Annotated in this window: 19 protein-coding genes and 1 pseudogene; 12 read left to right on the top strand and 8 right to left on the bottom strand. The window is 68.9% G+C overall.

Translation table 11 applies throughout. From position 1 onward, the window contains the following. Positions 1 to 47: 47 nt before the first annotated feature. On the bottom strand, positions 48 to 2,219 hold the full coding sequence (locus E3T61_RS13550; protein WP_241992566.1) for a bifunctional alpha,alpha-trehalose-phosphate synthase (UDP-forming)/trehalose-phosphatase: 2,172 nt from the start codon (positions 2,217 to 2,219) through the stop codon (positions 48 to 50). Between the two features lie 213 nt (positions 2,220 to 2,432). Between E3T61_RS13550 and E3T61_RS13545 the strand changes: the two genes are divergently transcribed. Then, positions 2,433 to 3,227, top strand: a complete 795-nt coding sequence (locus E3T61_RS13545; RefSeq protein WP_134641360.1) for a sugar phosphate isomerase/epimerase family protein — start codon at positions 2,433 to 2,435, stop codon at positions 3,225 to 3,227. Positions 3,228 to 3,287: 60 nt separating this feature from the next. Here the strand turns inward: E3T61_RS13545 and E3T61_RS13540 are convergent, their stop codons facing one another. After that, positions 3,288 to 4,457 (bottom strand): SLC13 family permease, encoded by a 1,170-nt coding sequence (locus tag E3T61_RS13540; protein WP_134641359.1) that lies wholly within the window; start codon positions 4,455 to 4,457, stop codon positions 3,288 to 3,290. 105 nt (positions 4,458 to 4,562) lie between these two features. Between E3T61_RS13540 and E3T61_RS13535 the strand changes: the two genes are divergently transcribed. The 3 genes and pseudogenes from E3T61_RS13535 to E3T61_RS13525 form a co-directional block, all read left to right on the top strand. Then, on the top strand, positions 4,563 to 4,766 hold the full coding sequence (locus tag E3T61_RS13535) for a hypothetical protein (protein ID WP_130178978.1): 204 nt from the start codon (positions 4,563 to 4,565) through the stop codon (positions 4,764 to 4,766). A 105-nt stretch (positions 4,767 to 4,871) separates the two neighbouring features. Then, positions 4,872 to 5,393 (top strand): hypothetical protein, encoded by a 522-nt coding sequence (locus tag E3T61_RS13530; RefSeq protein WP_134641358.1) that lies wholly within the window; start codon positions 4,872 to 4,874, stop codon positions 5,391 to 5,393. 34 nt (positions 5,394 to 5,427) lie between these two features. After that, positions 5,428 to 7,194, top strand: a pseudogene (locus tag E3T61_RS13525) (glycoside hydrolase family 15 protein); the annotation flags it as partial. Between the two features lie 18 nt (positions 7,195 to 7,212). On the opposite strand, the gene E3T61_RS13520 reads toward E3T61_RS13525, so the two are convergent. After that, positions 7,213 to 7,482 (bottom strand): GlsB/YeaQ/YmgE family stress response membrane protein, encoded by a 270-nt coding sequence (locus E3T61_RS13520; protein ID WP_134641357.1) that lies wholly within the window; start codon positions 7,480 to 7,482, stop codon positions 7,213 to 7,215. Positions 7,483 to 7,662: 180 nt separating this feature from the next. Here E3T61_RS13520 and E3T61_RS13515 point away from each other — a divergent pair, with 180 nt between their 5' ends. From E3T61_RS13515 to E3T61_RS13495, 5 genes are all read left to right on the top strand, one after another. Further along, entirely contained in the window at positions 7,663 to 8,283 is a 621-nt protein-coding gene (locus E3T61_RS13515; RefSeq protein ID WP_134641356.1) for a biotin transporter BioY, read from the top strand. Beyond that, a complete protein-coding gene (locus E3T61_RS13510) occupies positions 8,280 to 8,972 on the top strand; it encodes an energy-coupling factor ABC transporter ATP-binding protein (protein ID WP_241992565.1) in 693 nt (230 codons plus the stop codon). The genes E3T61_RS13515 and E3T61_RS13510 overlap by 4 nt, the downstream gene beginning before the upstream one ends. Beyond that, positions 8,969 to 9,577, top strand: a complete 609-nt coding sequence (locus E3T61_RS13505) for an energy-coupling factor transporter transmembrane component T family protein (protein WP_134641355.1) — start codon at positions 8,969 to 8,971, stop codon at positions 9,575 to 9,577. The genes E3T61_RS13510 and E3T61_RS13505 overlap by 4 nt, the downstream gene beginning before the upstream one ends. Before the next feature lie 5 nt (positions 9,578 to 9,582). Beyond that, positions 9,583 to 10,356 carry an alpha/beta hydrolase gene (locus tag E3T61_RS13500; protein WP_241992564.1) on the top strand — a complete coding sequence of 258 codons (774 nt, stop codon included), beginning with the start codon at positions 9,583 to 9,585 and terminating at the stop codon, positions 10,354 to 10,356. Between the two features lie 116 nt (positions 10,357 to 10,472). Next, the gene (locus tag E3T61_RS13495; RefSeq protein WP_134641354.1) at positions 10,473 to 10,922 is read left to right on the top strand and encodes a flavodoxin family protein; all 450 of its coding nucleotides are present in this window, start codon (positions 10,473 to 10,475) and stop codon (positions 10,920 to 10,922) included. A 69-nt stretch (positions 10,923 to 10,991) separates the two neighbouring features. Here E3T61_RS13495 and E3T61_RS13490 read toward each other — a convergent pair whose 3' ends face one another. The 4 genes from E3T61_RS13490 to E3T61_RS13475 form a co-directional block, all read right to left on the bottom strand. Further along, entirely contained in the window at positions 10,992 to 11,885 is an 894-nt protein-coding gene (locus tag E3T61_RS13490; RefSeq protein WP_134641353.1) for a glycine betaine ABC transporter substrate-binding protein, read from the bottom strand. A 79-nt stretch (positions 11,886 to 11,964) separates the two neighbouring features. Beyond that, positions 11,965 to 12,945 (bottom strand): ABC transporter permease, encoded by a 981-nt coding sequence (locus E3T61_RS13485; protein WP_241992563.1) that lies wholly within the window; start codon positions 12,943 to 12,945, stop codon positions 11,965 to 11,967. Beyond that, positions 12,942 to 14,213: a quaternary amine ABC transporter ATP-binding protein gene (locus E3T61_RS13480; RefSeq protein ID WP_134641410.1), complete on the bottom strand. Its 1,272-nt coding sequence runs from the start codon at positions 14,211 to 14,213 to the stop codon at positions 12,942 to 12,944. Before E3T61_RS13480 ends, E3T61_RS13485 begins: the two co-directional genes overlap by 4 nt. A 408-nt stretch (positions 14,214 to 14,621) precedes the next feature. Continuing rightward, entirely contained in the window at positions 14,622 to 16,010 is a 1,389-nt protein-coding gene (locus E3T61_RS13475) for a cation:dicarboxylate symporter family transporter (protein ID WP_134641352.1), read from the bottom strand. Between the two features lie 159 nt (positions 16,011 to 16,169). Between E3T61_RS13475 and E3T61_RS13470 the strand changes: the two genes are divergently transcribed. Together E3T61_RS13470 and E3T61_RS13465 are read left to right on the top strand one after the other, a co-directional pair. After that, positions 16,170 to 17,837, top strand: coding sequence for a sensor histidine kinase (locus E3T61_RS13470; RefSeq protein WP_134641351.1), 1,668 nt, complete (start codon positions 16,170 to 16,172; stop codon positions 17,835 to 17,837). After that, the gene (locus E3T61_RS13465) at positions 17,830 to 18,537 is read left to right on the top strand and encodes a response regulator (RefSeq protein WP_134641350.1); all 708 of its coding nucleotides are present in this window, start codon (positions 17,830 to 17,832) and stop codon (positions 18,535 to 18,537) included. Before E3T61_RS13470 ends, E3T61_RS13465 begins: the two co-directional genes overlap by 8 nt. A gap of 20 nt (positions 18,538 to 18,557) precedes the next feature. Here E3T61_RS13465 and E3T61_RS13460 read toward each other — a convergent pair whose 3' ends face one another. Next, positions 18,558 to 19,208: a class I SAM-dependent methyltransferase gene (locus E3T61_RS13460; RefSeq protein ID WP_134641349.1), complete on the bottom strand. Its 651-nt coding sequence runs from the start codon at positions 19,206 to 19,208 to the stop codon at positions 18,558 to 18,560. Between the two features lie 103 nt (positions 19,209 to 19,311). Between E3T61_RS13460 and E3T61_RS13455 the strand changes: the two genes are divergently transcribed. Continuing rightward, positions 19,312 to 20,118, top strand: coding sequence for an IclR family transcriptional regulator (locus E3T61_RS13455; protein WP_134641348.1), 807 nt, complete (start codon positions 19,312 to 19,314; stop codon positions 20,116 to 20,118). Positions 20,119 to 20,124: the final 6 nt, after the last annotated feature.

The following is a 20,124-nucleotide window of genomic DNA, read 5'->3' as shown; positions in this document are numbered from 1 at the left end:
GGCGGCATGCAGGTCATGGACCTGTTGGCACACCCGCGACGGCGCGGTCACTCCTGCTGAGCTGCCGCCCGGAAGTCGGCCAGGAGCGCCAGCACCTGGGTGACTTCCTTCGGGCCGCGCACCCGGTAGCCCGCCTGGGTGGCGCCCGGGCCGATCTTGAGGCCGAGGTCGCCGTCGCCCAGAACGGTGAAGGCGTCTTCGTCGGTGACGTCGTCGCCGGCGTAGAGCACCCTGTCGGCGCCGGTGTGCACGCGTAGGCGTTCGAGGGCGTCACCCTTGGTGCTGGAGCGCACCGAGAATTCGAGCACGTTCTTGCCCTCGCGCACGGTGAGTGCCGGCAGCAGCTCGGCCAGCTGGTCGCGGGCCTCACGCTGCACGGCCAGGCCGTCCTGGGCGGTGGCCAGGCGGGTGTGCAGGGCCAGGCCGGCCGGCTTCTGCTCGATCCAGGTGCCGAACACCGGCCCGGAAATGCGCTCGAGCACCCGGGTGAGGGTGTCCAGCTTCTCGACTTCCTCGGGCACCAGGCCCAGCTCGATGCCGTTGGCGTCCAACTGCACCTCGATGCCGTGCGACCCGGTGAGTAGCACTTCGCTCTGGGGTTCGGCCACGTGCTTGAGGCTCACCAGGGCGCGGCCGGAGACGAACGCGACACGTACACCGCGCTGGTCGAGCAGCCGCTGCACCACATCGTGGGTGCCGTCCACGGCACGGGCGTCCTCAGGCTCGTCGACGTGCGGCGCGAGGGTGCCGTCGAAGTCCAGCGCCACCAGGATGGTCTCGGCCTGGGCCAGGTCGCGGAGGGCGCTGACCAGGTTCTCCGGCACCCCGCTGGGCACGGCGGCCCCGCCGGTGAGGGTCTGCAGGAACGAGGCGGACCAGGTGGCCACGTCGTTGTCGAAGACCTTGCGTCGCAGCGCCCGCATCCGCCGGGTGCGTTCGCGCTTGGGCATGGTGATGGCCTTCATGATCGACGCCTTCATGCCGTCGATGTCGTGCGGGTTGATCAGCACGGCCTGCTTGAGTTCGTCGGCGGCGCCGGCGAATTCGCTGAGCACCAGAACACCGTCGCCGTCGTAGCGCACGGCCACGTACTCCTTGGCGACGAGGTTCATGCCGTCGCGGAGCGCCGTGACGAGCATCACGTCGGCGGCGAGGTACAGCGCCACCATCTCCTCGCGCGGGTACCCGTGGTGGTGGTAGCTGATGGCCGTGTGGCTGATGGTGGAGTAGTCGCCGTTGACCCGGCCGACGGCGAGTTCGATCTCGTCGCGCAGCTGCATGTAGGTGGCGACGCGTTCCCGGGACGGGCTGGCGACCTGCACCAGGGTGACGTCCTCGACGCTGAGCGCGCCGTCTTCGAGGAGCTCGCCGAAGGCCTTGATGCGGTGACCGATGCCCTTGGTGTAGTCCAACCGGTCCACACCGAGCATGATCGTCTTGGGGTTGCCGAGGTCCTCGCGGATCTGCCGGGCACGTTCCTGGATCTCCGGCCGCCTGGCCATTTCCTCGTAGGCTTCGGCGTCGATCGAGATCGGGAAGTGCTTGGCGATGACGCGGCGGTGCTGGCCGTTCTGGCTGGGCACATCCACGGCGACGCCGCGAGTGGCGTAGCCGAACAGGCGACGCACGGCGCGGGAGAAGTTACCGGCGTCGGCGAGCCGCTGGAACCCGATCAGGTCGGCGCCGAGCAGACCGTCGAGGATCTGCTTGCGCCAGGGCAGCTGCGCGAAGATGCCGTACGGCGGGAACGGGATGTGGTTGAAGAAGCCGATCACCAGGTCGGGCCGGGCGTCGCGGAGCATCCGGGGCACCAGTTGCAGCTGGTAGTCGTGCACCCAGACCGTGGCGCCCGGTGCCGCGGATGCCGCTGCCGCCTTGGCGAAGCGGCGGTTGACCTGCACGTACGCCTCCCACCATTCGCGGTGGTAGCTCGGCGAGGCGATCACATCGTGGTAGAGCGGCCAGAGGGTGTCGTTGGAGAAGCCCTCGTAGTAGAGCTCGAGGTCTTCGGTGCTCAGGCGCACGGGAACGATGGAGATGCCGTCGTTTTCGAACGGGTCGAAATCGCGGTCGGCCACGCCGGGCCAGCCCACCCAGGCGCCGTCGGAGGCGCGCATCATCGGTTCGAGCGCGGTGACCAGGCCACCGGGCGAGGTGCGCCAGCTTTCGGTGCCGTCCTCGGCGAGCTCGTAGTCGACGGGAAGCCGGTTGGAGACCACGACAAGGTCGAAATGACCGGGCGCGACGGAATCGGGACCGGGCTCGGGAGCGGTGCTGTCGCTCGCGTCGGTGCGTGCTGCGCTGGTTTCGATCTGAGTGGTGTCGGCGGCGGTAGTGTCGGCTGCGGTTTCGATGATTCGTCCATTCCGGTACCCGTATCCGCGGGCACCTGGCTGTACCTCGAGGTTACCAGCGAAGACTATGCTGACGCCGTGATTCGCATCGGCATGAGCTCCACCTGCGCCTACCCGCTGCCGCTGGAGGACTCCTTCAGATTGGCAGGGCAGGCCGGGTACGACGGCGTCGAGATCATGGTCACCCGCGACGAGGCGACCCAGGATGCGGCGGCGCTGGTGGCCCTGTCCGAGCGGTACGACCTGCCCATCCTGTCCATCCACGCCCCGGTGCTGCTGCTCACCCACTTCGTCTGGGGCCGGGACCCCCGGGTGAAGCTGGAGAAGTCCGCCGAGCTGGCCGCTCGGGTCGGCGCGGGGACCGTCGTGGTGCATCCGCCGTTTCGCTGGCAGGCCGGCTATGCGGAGGATTTCCTCGACATCGTGCGGGAGCTGGCCGCGAGCACCGGGCTCCAGATCGCCGTGGAGAACATGTTCCCGTGGAAGATCGGCGGCCGCGGGGTGAAGGCGTACTCCCCCGGCTGGGACACCACCCTGATGGATTGCAGCTCGGTGACCCTCGATTTCTCGCACTGCGCCCTGAGCGGCCATGACAGCCTGGCCATGGCGACGGCCCTGGGCGAGAGGCTGCGGCACGTGCATCTCTGCGACGGGTCGGGCTCGCTCGACGAGGGCCGGGTCTTCGACGAGCACCTGCTGCCCGGGCAGGGCTCCGAACCTGTGGCGGAGGTGCTGGCGCTCCTGGCCGCGGCGCGCTGGGACGGCGCCGTCGTGGCCGAGGTCAACACCCGCGCCGCCAAGACCGAGCCCGAGCGCCTGGCCATGCTCGCCGACACCCTCGCCTTCGCCCGCATCCACACCCGCGAACTGTGAGCTAAGCCCCGAAAACTCCAGGTTTTCGGTGCTTAACTCACAGTTCGCGAGGGGGCGTGGCTAGGTGGTGAGGGCGAGGGTGAGGGTGGCTGCGAGCACCGTGAGGGGCGCCACCAGCAGGCCAAGCAGCAGGTAGCGGCGCCAGGAGATGTCCACGCCCAGGCTGCTCAGCCGCTCGTGCCAGAGCAGCGTCGCCAGTGACGCCCACGGGGTGATCAGCGGACCGGCGTTCACGCCGATCAGCAGCGCCACCATCCGCACCGGGGTGGTGGCCACCGGCTCCAACGCGAGATAGGCGGGCAGGTTGTCGATCGCGTTGGCGCCGGTCATCCCCGCCCCGGCCAGGCGCAGCAGGCTCAGCAGATCCTCACCCGAGCCGGCGGCGGCGTCGAGAAGATCGCCCAGACCCAGCTCGTGCAGCGCCGCCATCACCAGGAACAACCCGGACGCCAGCAGCAGCAGGGGCCACGGCACCAGAGAGAACGAGAGCGCCGTGCGGTCGAGCACGAAGAAAATCACCGTCAGGATCAGGGCCGCCTGCACCGCCGGAATCCAGACCGGGATGCCCGACACCAGCGCCGGGATGAGCGCCAGCACCGTCACCGCGCTGGTGCCGAACAGAACCGGGTTGGCCACCCGGGTCGGCGGCGCCCTCCGATAACGCTGCCGCAGCGACCGCCGGCTGATCAGGGCGATCGCCGCGACCGGAACCAGAATCGCCGCGAGCGCCGGCGCCGCGGTGAGCGCGGCGAACTGGAGGGGACTCACCGGGTGCCCGAGCATCGCGCTCAGCCGGCTCTGCGCGAGCAGATTCGTGAGGTTGGACACCGGCAACATGAGTGACGCGGTGTTGGCCAGCCACACCGTGGTCAGCGCGAACGGCAGCGGGCCGAGGCCCACGTGCCTGGCCATCACGACGACGACGGGGGTCAGCAGCACCGCCGTGGTGTCCAGCGACAGGAAGATCGTGCTCAGGACGGCCAGGAGCACGACCAGCAGCCACAGCAGCCAGGTACGGCCGCGGGCCCACAGCGTCAGCCGTTCCGCCACGAAGGTGAAGAGGCCGGCGGCGGCGGCCAGTTCGGCCACCACGGTGATCGCGGCGACGAACACCAGGATCGGCAGCACCCGGTCGACCAGCTCCAGCGTGGCCGGCCAGGGCAGCACCCCGGAAATCGAGGCTATGATCCCCACACCGAGCAACACTGCGCCGATGATCGCCGTTCGCATTCTGCTCCTTCGCCCAGCGGCACAACCGGTTCGATGCGGTGGGCGTTCGGCCACCGGTTCGCGTGATCGACGACCACCCCGGTAGCGTAGAACCAGGAGGAACATATGCGAAAGTTCTTGTTCAACAGCGCCATGATCGGCGTCGTGGCCGGCGGGTGGAACATCGTGCAGGCGACCAGGCACGGACCGCGCGACTGGCGGCTCCTGCTCACCTGGATCGGGTGGGGTCTGAGCGTTGCCGTCGCCGTCGGCAACGTGGTGAAGGACGCCGACGAGAAGGCGCTGACGACCGGCACGAAGAAGAAATAGCGCGCCCGCTCCCGCCAGTACTCGTTATGCGGCGTGTCCCCCGTGTTTTAGGGGCACAGACGAGGAAACTGGACTTCTCGCGTTGTTAGAAGGAAGGGGCTCACGATGTTCGGTCGTCGACGTCGCACCGCACCCGTCGTTCAGGTTCCGGTTGCTCCGGCCCCGGCAGAACTCAGTCGCGCTCAGGTCTACGACCATCTGCACGCAGCGCTGGCCGACCTCGTCGGCGCTGACGGCGCCTGGACCCTGGTCCCCCGCCAGGCCGGCGACACGGATGTGATCTTCCACGGGCTCAAGGCCCACCAGATCGCCGAGACGCTGACCGAGATCCTCGCCACCGAAACCATCCGTTTGCGCACGGACGCCCCGGCCGCACCCGCGAATGTCGCCGAGCCGCGCACCGACACCCCCGTTGACGGCATCACGGCCATCGACCCTCGCCTGACCACCGGCGCGATCCTCGTGTCCTCCGGCGCCGAGCCGACCGCGTTGCCCTGGAACCCCGCTCCGATCTCGGTCTGGGCCGAACCCCACAGCACCGTGCAGAGCAGCGCCGACCAGCGCGGTTCCGAAGCGAAGAACGGCGCCCGCGCCGGAGCCGCAACTGTGAGTCGTCTCGTCGCTTAGCCCACTCGGCGGGTCACCGTGTGAAGATGTCTGAATGGCTCTGCACATCGAGGATTATGCGCTGATCAGCGACTGCCATTCTGCTGCCCTGGTGGGCCGCGACGGCAGCATCGACTGGCTGTGCCTGCCCCGCTACGACTCAGCATCGATGTTCGGCGCTCTGCTGGGCACCGAGGACCACGGCCGTTGGCTGCTCGCTCCCGCCGACCCGTCGGCCACCTGCACCCGGTCCTACGTGGGCGACAGTTTTGTCCTCTCCACGATCTGGACCACCGGGACCGGCTCGGTGGAGGTGCTCGACTTCATGCCGCACGGCGATGACCGCGCCGACGTCGTGCGCACCGTGCGCGGGCTCAGTGGAAGCGTGGAAATGCTGCAGGATCTGCGCCTGCGGTTCGGTTACGCCACCACGGTGCCGTGGGTGCGACAGCTGCGCCACGAGCACACGCCCGGGCTGATCGCCGTGGCCGGCCCTGACGCCGTGGTCGTGCGCGGCCCTGCCCTGCATGCCGCCGACCACCGCCACGAGGCCCGGTTCACCGTCACGGCCACCGAGAGCCTCACCGTGCAGCTCACCTGGTACCCCTCGCACCTGGTGATGCCGCCGACCCTGGACGTTCCGCAGGTGTACGGCGACACCCTGGCCTGGTGGGCCGCCTGGGCGGACAGCTGCATCCACGAGGGCCCGTTCAGGACCGCCGTCGTGCGGTCGCTGCTGGTACTCCGCGCGCTCACCCACGAGGCGACCGGCGGCATCGTCGCGGCCGCGACGACCTCACTCCCCGAGCTCTCCGGCGGCAGCCGCAACTGGGACTACAGGTACGTGTGGCTGCGTGATGCCTCACTCACCCTCGAGGTGCTGCTCTCCCACGGCTACGAGGCCGAGGCCCAAGCCTGGCGGGGCTGGCTGCTGCGGGCGATTGCCGGCGACCCGAACGACCTCCAGATCATGTACGGCCTGGCCGGTGAACGCGACCTGCCCGAGCGTGAGCTGACCAGCCTGCCCGGCCATCAAGCGTCTGCGCCGGTGCGGGTGGGCAACGGAGCCGTCGGCCAGTTCCAGTCCGACGCCGTCGGTGAGGTGATGATGGCCCTGCACGCGGCCCGCGGCGCCGGGGTCGAGGAGACCGAATTCTCCTGGCCGCTGCAGCTCTCCCTGATGAGATACCTGGAAGCGAACTGGCGGCGGCCCGATCAGGGCATCTGGGAGGTGCGCGGTCCGGCGCGGGAGTTCACCCATTCCCGGGTGATGGTCTGGGCCGCGTTCGACAGGGCGGTGCGGGGCGTGACGGAGTACGGCCTGCCCGGACCGGTGGACCGGTGGCGGAGCATCCGCGACGAGGTGCGCCGCGACATCGAAGAACGCGGATTCAACACCGCCCGCGGCTGCTACACGCAGCACTTCGGCAGCGAGGAGGTCGATGCGTCGCTGCTTCTCCTCCCCCAGGTGGGCTTCTGCGAGGCGACGGATGCGCGCATGCTCGGCACGGTGCGCGCCATAGAGGACGATCTCATGCGGGGCGGTCTTGTGCTGCGCTACTCCACCCACCGGGCGTTGGACGGACTCGACGGCGGCGAGCACCCTTTTCTGGCGTGTTCGTTCTGGCTGGCCGAGCAGTACGCGGCGTCGGACCGCGTCGACGACGCCCAGACCCTGATGACCAGGCTGGTCGGCCTGGCCAACGACGTCGGGCTGCTCTCCGAGGAGTACGACGTGACGACAGGGCATCACGCCGGGAACACGCCCCAGGCCCTCACTCACCTGGCTCTGGTGCGCACCGCCGACGCCATCGTTGCGGCCGTGGATCGACAGAGCCGCTCAGGTGGAACTGCCGCGATTGCGGGTGGCCGCGCCGTAGGTGAGCAGCACGATGATCGAGCCGAGGATCGCGATCACCCAGGTGCGCAGGTCGAAGAACGACCCCATGTTGACCCCGAAGATCAGCCCGGCCAGCCAGCCGCCGAGCAGGGCGCCGACCACACCGAGCAGCAGGGTCACGAACCAGCCGCCGCCCTGCGTGCCGGGCAGGATCAGCTTGGCCAAGGCGCCGGCCAGCAGGCCGAGTAGGAGAAAACCGAAGAAACCCATGATGACTGCCCTTCTGTTGGCACTGCCTCGCCGGTGGCCGGCTGCGACGATCATAAAACCGCCCTCCTGCGACCGATAGGCGTCGCGGGCGCATTCGCCGGGCCATCCACCAGGGTTCGACGGGATTCTTTGTAGGTATTCCACTGCGGCGGCCCGGTGCGGGATCCTAGATTGAAAACCATGACAGCCCGTTCAGCATTTGCCCGCCTCAGCGTGCGCGACCTCGCGCAGATCGCCATTTTCGCCGCCCTCATCGCCGCGCTCGGTTTTCCCGGCGCGCTCTCGCTGGGCGCCAGCACCGTCCCGATCACCTTCCAGACCCTCGGGGTGATGCTGGCCGGGGCGATCCTCGGTGCGCGAAAGGGCTTCCTGGCCGTGTTGCTGTTGCTGGTGCTGGCGGCCGCCGGCCTGCCGCTGCTCTCCGGCGGACGCGGGGGCCTGGTCTGGTTCACCACCTCCCCCTCAGCCGGATACCCGTACGGTTGGCTGCTCGGCGTCGTCGTGATCGGCGCGCTCACAGCCTGGCTGCTGCCGCGGTACCCGTTCTGGCCGGCCCTTGGCGCCACCGTGCTCGGCGGGATCGTGGCGGTCTACCTGATCGGCGTGCCCGTCACCGCCATCAACCTCGGCCTGCCGCTCTGGGCCGCCGCCGTCGACAGTGCCAAGTTCCTGCCGGGCGACCTGGTCAAGGTGGTCGTGACGGTGCTTGTCGCCAAGCAGGTGCACCGCGCCTACCCCGGCCTGATCACCCCGCGCCGTACCGCACCGGTCTCCCTGCCCGCCGTCGACGCCCGGGCGTGAGCGTGAGCGCCGCCGGCATCCGTTTCGAGGGCGTCACGCACGACTTCGACGGCCAGCCGGTGCTCCGGGGCATCGACCTGCACCTCACCGAACGACGCATCGGCATCGTCGGCGCCAACGGCAGCGGCAAGTCGACGCTGGCGCGGATGATCAACGGCCTGGTCACCCCGACCGGCGGCACCGTCACGGTGAACGGCCTGGACGTGCGCCGCCAGGCCAAGCTGGTGCGGCGCGAGGTGGGCTTCATCTTCACCAATCCCGACAACCAGATCGTGATGCCCACCGTGCAGGAAGACGTGGCGTTCACCCTGCGGCGGCGCGGCCTGGACGCGACCGAGATCGCCGCGCGCACCTCGGAGGCGCTGGACCGGTTCGGTCTGACCGACCTGGCCGAACGCCCGGCCCACCGGCTCTCCGGCGGCCAGAAGCAGCTCCTGGCCCTGGCCGCGGTCCTGGTGGCCGGGCCCAGCATCGTCGTGGCCGACGAACCGACCACGCTGCTGGATGCCCGTAACACCCGCCTGATCACCGGCCTGCTGGTGTCACTGACCCAGCAGGTGATCGTGGTGACCCACGACCTGGAGGTACTGGACGGCTTCGACAGGGTGATCGTGGTCGACGAGGGCCGGGTAGTCGCCGACGACGTGCCCACCACCGCCCTCGCGGCGTATCTGAGCCTGCTGTCATGATCGGGCTGTACCGGCCGGGGACATCGCTGCTGCACCGCGCGCCAGCGCTGCTCAAGCTGGGACTGCTTGCCGTTGCCATGGTGCTGGTCGGCCTGGTGGCCGATCCGCTGGTGCTCGCGGGCGAACTCGCGGCCGTGGTGCTTCTCTACGCACTGGCCGGTATTCCGCCCACGGCGGCGTGGCCGCAGATCGGTCCGATCCTCTGGATCCTCCTCTTCGCCGTGCCCGTGCAGGTGCTGGTCGCCGGCGGCTCGGTGGAGGGCTGGACCACGGCCGGGCTGATGGCCGGCCGGCTGCTGGTGGCGGTGGCCCTCGCCGCCCTCTTCACCCTCACCACGACGGTCACCGCCGTGCTCGAGGCGTTCCAGATCCTGTTGCGGCCGTTCCACCGCTGGGTGGACGCCGACCGGGTGGGACTGCTCGTGGCCCTCACCATCCGGTGCATCCCGCTGGTGGCGGAGATCGTGCGGGAGGTACTCGACGCCCGGCGGGCCCGCGGCGCGCAGGGATCCGTCGTCGCCCTGGCCGTTCCGGTCGTCGTACGCTCGTTGTACGCTGCCGATGCAATCGGAGAGGCCCTCGCCGCACGCGGATTGGACGACTGAGAATAGTGACGACCGGACACACTGCACGATCCCGCACCCGCGCCCGCATTCAATTCGCCGGCTGGACCGCGCTCACGGCCCTGGCGCTCGGCGTCGTCGCCTTCCTCATCTGGACCCAGCTGGTCATGCCGGCCGACCGCGCCGCGGCCCAGGCCGTGTTCGACAATCCCGCCGTCACCGTGACCGACACGGCTGCCTCCGTGGTGATCGCCCCGGCGGAGAACCCCTCCGACGCCGGTCTGGTCTTCATCCCCGGCGCCAAAGTGGACCCGTACGCCTACCTCGCCACCCTGTCGGGCACCGTGGAGGAAACCGGGATGACCGTAGTCATCACCAAGCCGGTGCTGAACCTGGCCTTCTTCGACCAGCGCCCCCTGGATGCCTTCACCGCTGCCGCCCCCGACGTGAGCACCTGGTTCGTGGGAGGGCACTCGCTCGGCGGGGTGCGCGCCTGCATGTACACGCAGGACACCGAGGTGGCCGGCCTGGTGGTGTTCGGCAGCTACTGCGCCGCAGCGGTCGACGACGATCTGCCGGTGCTGAGCATCAGCGGCAGCGAGGACGGCCTGAGCACCCCGGCGAAGATCGAGGACACCGCCGACCTGCTGCCCGCCGGTACCACCTTCGTGCAGATCGACGGGGCCAACCATGCCTCCTTCGGCGCCTACGGCGACCAGCCCGGGGATGGAGTGGCAACAATCACCCCCGCCGAATCGCAACAGGCCATCACGGACGCGCTCTCGACCTTCATCGCGCCGCTCGCCGTGCAGTCTGAGTGACCGGCAGGTCGTCAGGGGCGGGGCCTGAACCGGCGGTGCCCGCGCGGTTGCCCAGCCGGAGGACCGGGTCCACTATGGCTCGTGTCGGCCAACGTCGCCCCGACCCTGGAGGACCCATGCACGCGCTCGTCGTCTATGACACGACCTACGGCAACACCCGTACCATCGCTGAGGTGATCGCCACGGAGCTCGGTCGAGGAACCCGCACCCTCAACGTGGCCGACCTCACCGAGACCAGCCTCGACGGTATCGATGTGCTTGTGGCGGGCTGTCCGATCAACGGCTGGAAGCCGACCGAACGGATGCGCGCCTTCCTGCAAACGCTCACGCCGGGCTCCCTGGCCGGTGTGCGCGCCGCCGCGTTCGACACCCGCATCAAGCTGTTTCTGCACGGGGATGCCGCGGGCAAGATCTCCCACGCCCTGCAGACCGCCGGCGCCAGCATCGTGGCCAAACCGCACGGTTTTGTCGTCGAGGGCACCGAGGGTCCGCTGGCTCCGGGCGAGACAGGCAAAGCCGGTGCCTGGGCAGCCTTCATCGGCGCCGAGCTGCGAGCAAGCACCTGACGAGGCGCCAGAGAAATCAAAAAAACGGCCCGTGCCACAGCACGGGCCGTTCTCTGATGGGGCAGTCGACTACGCGGTGAGCGAGTCCACGTACTCCTGGTTCTCTTCGATCCACTTCGCGACGATGGGGCCGTAGTCCGTGCCCTCGTAGTCGACGAGCATGGCGGTCTCCAGCGAGTACAGGTGATCGAGGTCCATGGTGAACCCGGACATCCACTCGGTGACCTGCGGGAAGTCGGTGGCGAAGTCCTTCTTGCCGTAGGCGTGCAGGGACTCGGCGTCGCCGAGGGTGCCCTCGGGGTCTTCGAGGTTCTTCAGGTCGAACGAGCCGTAGGCCCAGTGCGGTTCCCAGAGCGTGACGGCGATGTTCTCGCCGGCCTTGGTGGCCGCGGTGAGCTCGGCGAGCATGGCTGCCGTCGACGAGGTCTTGAAGTCCATGCCGTCCAGACCGTAGGCCGGGATGGAGTTGTCCTCGACAGCGGCGGTCAGTCCGGCGCCGGGCTCGATGCCCACGATGGTGTTGTTGAACAGGTCGGCGTTGTCGGCCAGTTCGGTGAGGCTGTCGATCGGCGCGTCTGCGTTCACGGCAACCGTGAGCTTCGCTTCGTCGTTCCACGCTCCGAGGTCGGTGATGTCCTCACCGTATTCCTTGACGTATTCGGCGTGCGTGTTCGGCAGCCAGACATCCAGGTTCAGGTCGTAGTCGCCCTCGGCGAGTCCGACGTACACCGGTGCGACATCCGCGTATTCGAGGGTGACGTTATAGCCCTTCTCATCGAGAATGGCCTTCCACAGCTCGGAGGCGGCGATGCCTTCGTCCCAGCCGTTGAAAACGGCGATGGTGAGGTCTTTGTTGTCGGAGTTGCCGCCGCCGACGGTTTCGGCTTCGGCTGCTGCGCAACCGCTGAAGGCGAGGAGCCCGACGGCTCCGAGGGCGATGACGCTGAGTGAACGGTTCTTCATGTGTTCCTTTCGTGCCACCAATGTGGGGCGGCAGGGTGGTGCAGGGACGTACAGGTTGGTGGGGCAGAGGGCGCTCGGGCTAGGAGGGCGTGAGCACGCCGGGCCGCTTGGCGGACTCGATCGCAGTCGTCATGTCCACGTCCGGTGTGGGCGCCGCGGGGGTGCCGCCGTGCTTGCGCGCGGCCAGCAGCCGGCCGAGCGGGGTTTTGCCGGATCCGAGCGCCGCCGTGAAGCGGTCCAGGAACATGGCCAGGATCACGACGGCCACACCGGCTTCGAAGCCGAGCGCCACATCGATGCGGTTCAGGCTGGCGACGACATCGCCACCGAGGCCACCGGCGCCGACCATGCCCGCGATGACGACCATCGAGAGGGAGAGCATGATGACCTGGTTGATTCCGGCCATGATGGTGGGCATCGCCAGCGGCAGCTGGATCTGGCGCAGGATGCGACCCGGCGACGCACCGAAGGCCTGACCGGCCTCAACCACTTCCTTGTCGACACTGCGGATACCGAGGTCGGTGAGCCGCACGCCGGGAGCCATCGCGAAGATGATCGTGGCCACGATTCCGGGCACGACGCCGATGCGGAACAGGAGCAGGGCCGGAATCAGGTAGACGAAGGCCGGCATGGTCTGCATGAAGTCGAGGATCGGCTTGATGATGGTGCTGGCCAGCTGGGATCGTGCCGAGAGGATGCCCAGCGGGACGCTGAACAGGATCGCCAGGATGCTGGCGACAAGCACCAGTGCCAGCGAGTCCATCGCGTTCTCCCACTGGTTGACGCCCACGATGATGCCGAGGCCGATGATGGTGCCCACAGCGAATTTCCAGCCGCGAACCATGAGGGCCAGCACGCCGAAGACGATGATGATGACCCAGAACGGCGGGGTACTCAGGATCAGATCGACGACGTCGTAGGCGCCGCCGAAGATGGCGCGGATGAAGTCGAAGACGAACCCGAACCACTCGGTGACGAAGTCGACGAAGCCCTCGGCCCAGTCTCCGAGCGGGAGACGGAATTCGCTGACGTCGGTCCCGATCAGGGCTGTGCGGATCACGGCTGTACTCCTTCCGACGCGGTTTCGCGCAGGGTCTCGGTGATGATGCTCATCGAGATCGTCGACGGCGGTTCCATCACCGGCAACTCCCCCGTCGTGGTGCTGACGTTGCCGAGCGCGGCAAGCAACGTCACCCGGGGGATGACACCGAGCAGACGATTGCGCTCGTCGACGACGGCGATGGGCAGGTCGCTTTCCACCGCCAGCTCCACCAGGTCGACCAGCGCGGTGTCGGCGGACACGGCCGTGGCCTTCTGGATGATCGCACGGAGGTCGGTGTGACCCGATTTCACCTGCTTGAGCACATCGCGGTCGCGGACGACCCCGACGAAGCTGCGGCCGCGCTCCAGAACGAAGGTGGCCGAGGTCTGCAGGTCGCGCATGGTGCGGAGGGCCGCACGCGGGCCTGCGGACGCGGCGACGACGGAGCGAGCCGGCTCCATGACGCTGCCGGCGGTGAGCACCCGGGCCCGGTCGACATCCTGAACGAACTGGGCGACGTAGTCGTTGGCCGGGTCGGTGAGGATCTCCTCCGGCGTGCCGATCTGCACGATGCGGCCGTCGCGCATGACCGCGATGCGGTCGCCGAGGAACATGGCCTCGTTGAGGTCGTGCGTGATGAAGATGATGGTCTTGCCGAGTTCGGCCTGCAGCTCGATGAGCTGTTCCTGCATCTCGCGGCGGATCAGCGGGTCGAGGGCGCTGAACGCCTCGTCCATCAGGAGCACGTCGGTGTCTGCGGCCAGCGCCCGGCCGAGGCCGACGCGCTGCTGCATACCACCGGAGAGCTCGGAAGGCAGGTTGTCTGCCCAGCCGTCCAGACCGACCAGGCCGATGATGGTGCGCGCCTTGGCGAGTCGTTCCTCGCGGGGCATGCCCTGCACTTCGAGGCCGTAGGCGACGTTGTCGATCACAGTGCGGTGCGGCAGCAGGGCGAAGTGCTGGAAGACCATGGAGACGCTCTGGCGACGTACCTCACGAAGCTTCTTCGCGGGAACGCCGGTGATGGTGGTTCCCCCGACGGTGACGGTTCCCGACGTGGCTTCGAGCAGTCCGTTGAGCATGCGGATGAGAGTGGACTTCCCCGAGCCGGACAGGCCCATGACCACGAAGATCTCACCGCGCTTCACCTCAAAGGAGGCGTCGATGACCGCGGCGGTACCGAGGTGCGCGAGGTCGTCGCGGCTCGCGCCGCCCTGGAGCTTCTTGACGATGTCGTGGGGTTTGCGGCCGAAGGCCTTATAGAGTTTGTCGGCCTTGACGGCGATTGCCGGGGCCGGGGATTCTGCTGTTGTTGTCTGCTCCGCCTCACTGGCGGTTTCTTCTGCCTTAACGGCGGTGATTTCGGTCACGGATTCTCCGGAGCACGCCGATTGGACCGCCTGAGCGGTCGACTACACGGGGCTCGCTGTGTCGGACGGGTAGGCCGAGACCGGCCTCGGTACCGAGCTGCGGCGTGGGCTGGAGCGACCATGGGATCGCGTCCGTCTGAGCCTCACCGTACGCACGCGGCCGTCCCAGTCAAGCTGGGGGCTACGCGTTCGCGTCCTGGTGAAGGGTCGTAAGACCGTTAACGAGCCTAGCACGCGGGCGCACGCGGGCCCCCGGGACGGTCATGCAGCACCGTCGTCCGGGGACCTTAATCGCTGGTCAAGAGCGATAAACCGCCGCCAGCACTACCGAAGGGCAGGCTCCGGCTGCGGCGCGGCGACGGCATCCGTGTGCTCGGCGGGCAGGTGCGTCGACATCATCGTGGCCTCGTCGAAGGGCGCGTGCCGGTCGAGGACCAGGTCCACCTGGGCCCGGTCGATCTCCTTGGTCCAGGTGCCGATCAGCACGGTGGCGACGGCGTTGCCGGTGAAGTTCGTCAGTGCACGGGCCTCGGACATGAAGCGGTCGATGCCCACGATGAAGGCGACTCCGCCCACGAGCTGCGGCGCGTGCGCCTGCAGTCCGCCGGCGAGGGTCGCGAGCCCCGCGCCGGTGACCCCGGCCGCCCCCTTGGAAGCGATGATCATGAAGACCAGCAGGCCGATCTGCTCCCCCAGCATCAGCGGCTGGCCGAGCGCCGTGGCGATGAACAGCGATGCCATGGTGAGGTAGATGGCGGTGCCGTCGAGGTTGAACGAGTAGCCGGTGGGCACCGTGACGCCCACCACGGGCTTGGACACCCCGAGGTGCTCCATTTTGGCGATGAGGCGGGGCAGCGCGGCCTCCGATGACGAGGTCGAGAAGATCAGCAGGTATTCCCGCCCGAGGTAGCGCATCAGCTTGAAGATATTGATGCCGGTGACCAGTTTGAGCAGGCCTCCGAGGATCACGACGATGAAGATGATGCAGGTGAGGTAGAACGCGGCCATCAGGGTGAACAAGCTGATCACGGCCTGGATGCCGGTGGCTCCGACGACCGCGGCGATGGCACCGAACGCGCCGATCGGGGCGAGCCACATCACCATGACCAGGATGCGGAAGATCAGCGCCTGCAGGTGGGCGATGCCCGTGAGGATCGGCTTGCCGGCGGCGCCCATCTTCTGCAGCGCGAAGCCCACGACCAGGGCCACCATCAGGGTCTGCAGGATGTTACCGGAGGTGAGCGAGGAGATCAGCGTGGTGGGCACGATGCCGAGCAGGAAGTCATGTGTGTCGGCGGCTTCGGGTGCCGCGTACGTCGCGTCCTGCAGGTTGAGGCCTTCACCGGGGTGGATCAGGTTGCCGACCAGCAGGCCGATGCCCAGGGCGAAGGTGGACATGATCAGGAAGTACCCCAGAGCCAGCCCGCCGATCTTGCCCACGGTGGCGGCCTTGGCGATGGAGCCGATGCCCAGCACGATGGTGCAGAAGATGATCGGGGCGATCATCATCTTGATCAGCAGCACAAAGACGTCACCGAGCGGTTTGAGCGCGACCGCGAAGCCGCCTTCACCGCCGAACATGAGACCGACCAGGATGCCCAGCCCGACCGCGATGATGACAGCGATGTAGAGGTAGTGGGACTTGTCGAGCCGTTTGCGCGGTGTACCGGCCGGGCGCCGGGCGGCAGCGCCGCGGGGAAAAGAAAGTGCCATGTCAGACTCCTTTGTCTAGGCTGGTCGCACCGGTGAACGGCCCGATCAGCTGTGGTGAATACACACTGCGGGACGAGGGGCGTACGGTCACTCTTGCGGTCATATTGGTCACGACGACGTGAATCTCGAATTCGTAAAGCAGTGAAAGGCGAGTGCCGGATGCAGGGCTGGAGCATTGCACGCCGGCTTTTCCTTGCCCATTTCGTCTTCATCGTGTCGCTGGCGGTTTTCGTGGGCACGGCCTCGTTCGTCGACGCCCGCGACCGGGGCTACACCGAAACGGCCGACCGGATGCTCTCGGTCGCCATCTCGATAGCCGACAGCCCGCTGGTGGTCACGGCCGCCGAATCGGCGGATCCGACCGCGGCGCTGCAGGCGTACACGCTGGAGGTGAGCCAGGACGCATCGCTGGACTTCATCACGATCATGAGCCCCGCCGGCATCAGGTGGACCCACCCGGATCCCGCCGAGATCGGCCGGGAGTACATCGGTGAAACCGGTCCAGCCGCGGCCGGAAGCCCGCTGACGGAGGTGACGGCCGGGACCCTCGGCCCATCGGTGCGCGCTGTCGTGCCGATCCTCGACCCGGACGGCCAGGTGGTGGGCATGGTGGCCGCCGGGGTGAAGACAAGCAACCTGCAGATCGCCCTCAACGCCAGGCTGCCGGCCATCCTGGCGCTCTCGCTGGCCCTACTGCTGGCGGGTTCGGTGGCCACCTGGCTGCTGGGTCGCTACCTGCGCCGGGTGACCCTGGGCTGGGGCCCCGAGGAGCTCGCCCAGCTGTTCGTCTACAACGACTCGGTGTTGCACTCGGTGCGGGAGGGCCTGGTGCTCGTCGACCGCAAGGGCAACCTCGTGCTCTACAACGACCAGGCCGCCGACCTGCTCGGCATCCCGGCCCGGCCGCCCTCGCGCTCCGCCGGCGCCTCCGCTCCCGCCATCGACGACCTCGACCTGCCGGCCAGCCTGGCCGACCTGCTGCGGAGCGGGCGCACCGCGCACGACGAGATCCATCTGACCGAGACCCGCGTCCTGGTGGTCAGCCAGGAGCCCGCGGTGCCCACCCCGAGCCGGGTGCGCCCCCGGGCGGCGCCAATGGGAACCGTGGCGACCATCCGCGACCACACCGACCTGCAATCGCTCGGCACCGAACTGGCGTCGATGCGCACCCTGTCGGATGCCCTGCGCGCACAGACCCACGAACACGCCAACCGGCTGCACACCATCGTGTCGCTCATGGAGCTGGGCCGGGCGGACGAGGCGCTCGAGTTCGCCACCAGGGACATGGCGGTGAGCCAGCAACTCACCGACGAGATGATCAGCTCGGTCGACGAACCGGTGATCGGCGCACTGCTGGTGGGCAAATTCGCCCAGGCCGGTGAGCTCGGGGTGCAGCTGAACGTGGATGCGGCGGGCACGCCGGTGGATTCCGGCCTGTCGGTGCAGGACCTCGTGACGGTGCTGGGCAACCTGGTCGACAACGCCCTCGAGGCCGCGGTCGGCGGCGAGGCTCCGCGCCGGGTGGACGTCGCCATCCGCACAACTATGGACACCGTGCCGCCGACCGTGGTGATCGAGGTCGCTGACAGCGGACGGGGCGTGGACCCCGATGAGCTCGACGAGGTGTTCAGGCTCGGCTACAGCACCAAGGAACCCGGTCGTTACGGCCGCGGGCTGGGCCTGGCTCTGGTGCGCCAGGCGGTGACCAGACTCGGCGGCACCCTCACCGTCACCCGTCGGAGAGGCGCCGTGTTCACCGTGACGATTCCGCTGCGGGAGCCCGTCGCCGAGCCGGAGTGGACGGCGGAGGGCGGTCCGGATGCCTGAGCAGGACGAGATCCGGGTGCTCATCGTCGAGGACGAGCCGCTCACCGCAGAGGCCCACGCCGCTTATCTGCAGCGGATGCCCGGCTTCACCCACGCCGGCACGGCGGGGACCGGTCAGGCGGCGCTCCGCCAGCTCACCGACGCCGCGGCATCCGGTGCGCCGATCGACCTGGTGCTGATGGACATGAACCTGCCCGACCTGCACGGGCTGGACGTCTCCCGGCGGGTGCGGACGGCGAATCTGGACTGTGACATCATCGCGATCACCGCCATGCGTGACCTGCAGGTGGTGCGCGGCGCCGTGGCCGCCGGGGTGGTGCAGTACCTGATCAAACCATTCACCTACGCCACCTTCGCGCAGAAGCTCACCACCTATCGGGAGTTCCATCGTCAACTCGGCGAGCGCTCGCGGGTGACCAGCCAGGCGGACGTGGACCAGGCCTTCAACAGCTTGCGCACGCCCTCCCCGGTGACGCTGCCCAAGGGGCTGGCCGAGGGAACCCTGGCCGCGGTGACCGAGCTCCTCAAGGCGAACAGCGAACCGGTGTCGGCGACCGAGGTCACCGAGGCGCTCGGGATCTCCCGGGTGACCGCCCGGCGGTACCTCGAGCACCTGGCCGACGACGGGGCCGTGCTCCGCACCCCGCGTTACGGCACTCCGGGGCGGCCGGAGAACGAGTACACCTGGCGGCGGGACTGACCCGCAGCAGCCCGGCGGGGTCAGCCCAGCCGCCGCGCCCGCAGCACGACGTCCTCGGTGTGGTGGGCGCCGGCGCCGGTCGCCACGTGGCGTGGCCGGGTCTCGTCGACCTCGATCAGCCAGTTCTCGTCCAGCAGGGCCGCGACCTGGGTCGGGCTCACATAGAGGGCGGCGTCGAAGCCGTGCGCGGACGCCTCCTCACCGGTGGGCGCGGGGTGGTGCACGACGAGCAGCACCCCGCCAGGGGCGACGGCGTCGAGCAGGGCCCGTTCCGCGTCGTTGCCAGGGGTGCGCAGCAGGGCCGGGTACTGGGCGGAGACCAGGTCGAAGGTTCCGTGCGGCAGGGCGGCTTCGACGAGCCCGGTCTGCAGCCAGTGCACCGACGTGATCCCGGCCAGTTCGGCCTGCCGGGCGGCACGCTCCAGGGCCACCCGCGACACGTCCAGGGCCGTGACGGTCCAGCCCGCGGCGGCCAGCCACAGCGCGTCGGCGCCCTCGCCGCAGCCGACGTCGAGGGCACGACCGGGCCGCAGCGGGTGCGTCTCGGCCACCAGGGCGGCGTTGGGCTCTCCGCTCCACAGCGTCTCGCGGTCGGAGTAGCGCTGATCCCAGAACTCCCCCACAGCGTGGGGATCCTGGGGCGCGTGGGCGTGGGCGTCGGTGTGCGGCATGAGTGCATCATCCCGCGCCGGTGTGACGGCGACAAACCCGCTTGCCAAACTGGCAAACGGGGCCGGGCTGGGTCGGAGAGCCCGGACCCGATAGCCTCTTCGCATGAGCGCTGAGGCACCGGGCAAGGCCGATGTGCCGGCCGCCCGGCATACCCTGCAGATCCTCAGCTACCTGGCGGGCCAGCGCGGCCCGGTTCCGGCGTCCACTCTCGCCCAGGCGCTTGGCCTGCCCCGGTCCACCGTCTACCGGCTGCTCGGGGTGCTGCAGGAGCTCGGCTTCGTGCTGCACTTCCCCGAGGCCCGCCGGTACGGCATCGGCCTGGCCGCCTTCGAACTGAGCAGCGGCTTCGCCCGGCAGGAGCCCCTGGCCCGGCTGGGCCGGCCGATCCTGGCCTCCCTCGTCGACAAGATCGGCGAGAGCGCACACCTGGCGGTGCTGCACGGCCGTGACGTGATCTACCTGGTGGAGGAGCGGGCGCCCCGCCGCCCCGCCCTGGTGACGGATGTCGGAGTGCGGCTACCCAGCCACCTCACCGCGAGCGGTCGCGCGCTGCTCGCGACGTTGCCGCTCTCCCAGCTCCGGGCGTTGTTCCCCGACCGGTCTGCGTTCGTGCAGCGCGGCGACGACGGCAATGCGCCGCTACCGGGCAGTGTGACCAGCTACCGCGAGCTCAGCCGGCTCCTGGCCGAGGTGCGCGCCCAGGGCTACGCGGCGGAAGACGGCGATGTCACAGCGGGGATGGCATCCGTGGCCGTGGCCGTGCGTGACCACAGCGGGTGGCCGGCCGCCGGCATCGCCGTGACCTTCGCCAGGTCGAGCGTGCCGCCGGAACGTTGGCCGGAGATCGCCGCCGCCGTGGAGCACGCTGCAGCCGAGCTGGGCCGCCGCATCAGCGGACGTACGGGCTAGGCGAGG

The organism is Cryobacterium lactosi (assembly GCF_004403945.1).
GTDB classification, from domain to species: Bacteria; Actinomycetota; Actinomycetes; order Actinomycetales; family Microbacteriaceae; genus Cryobacterium; species Cryobacterium lactosi.
Note: the sequence above shows the minus strand (reverse complement) of the source record. Positions and strands in the feature narration are given on the sequence as shown.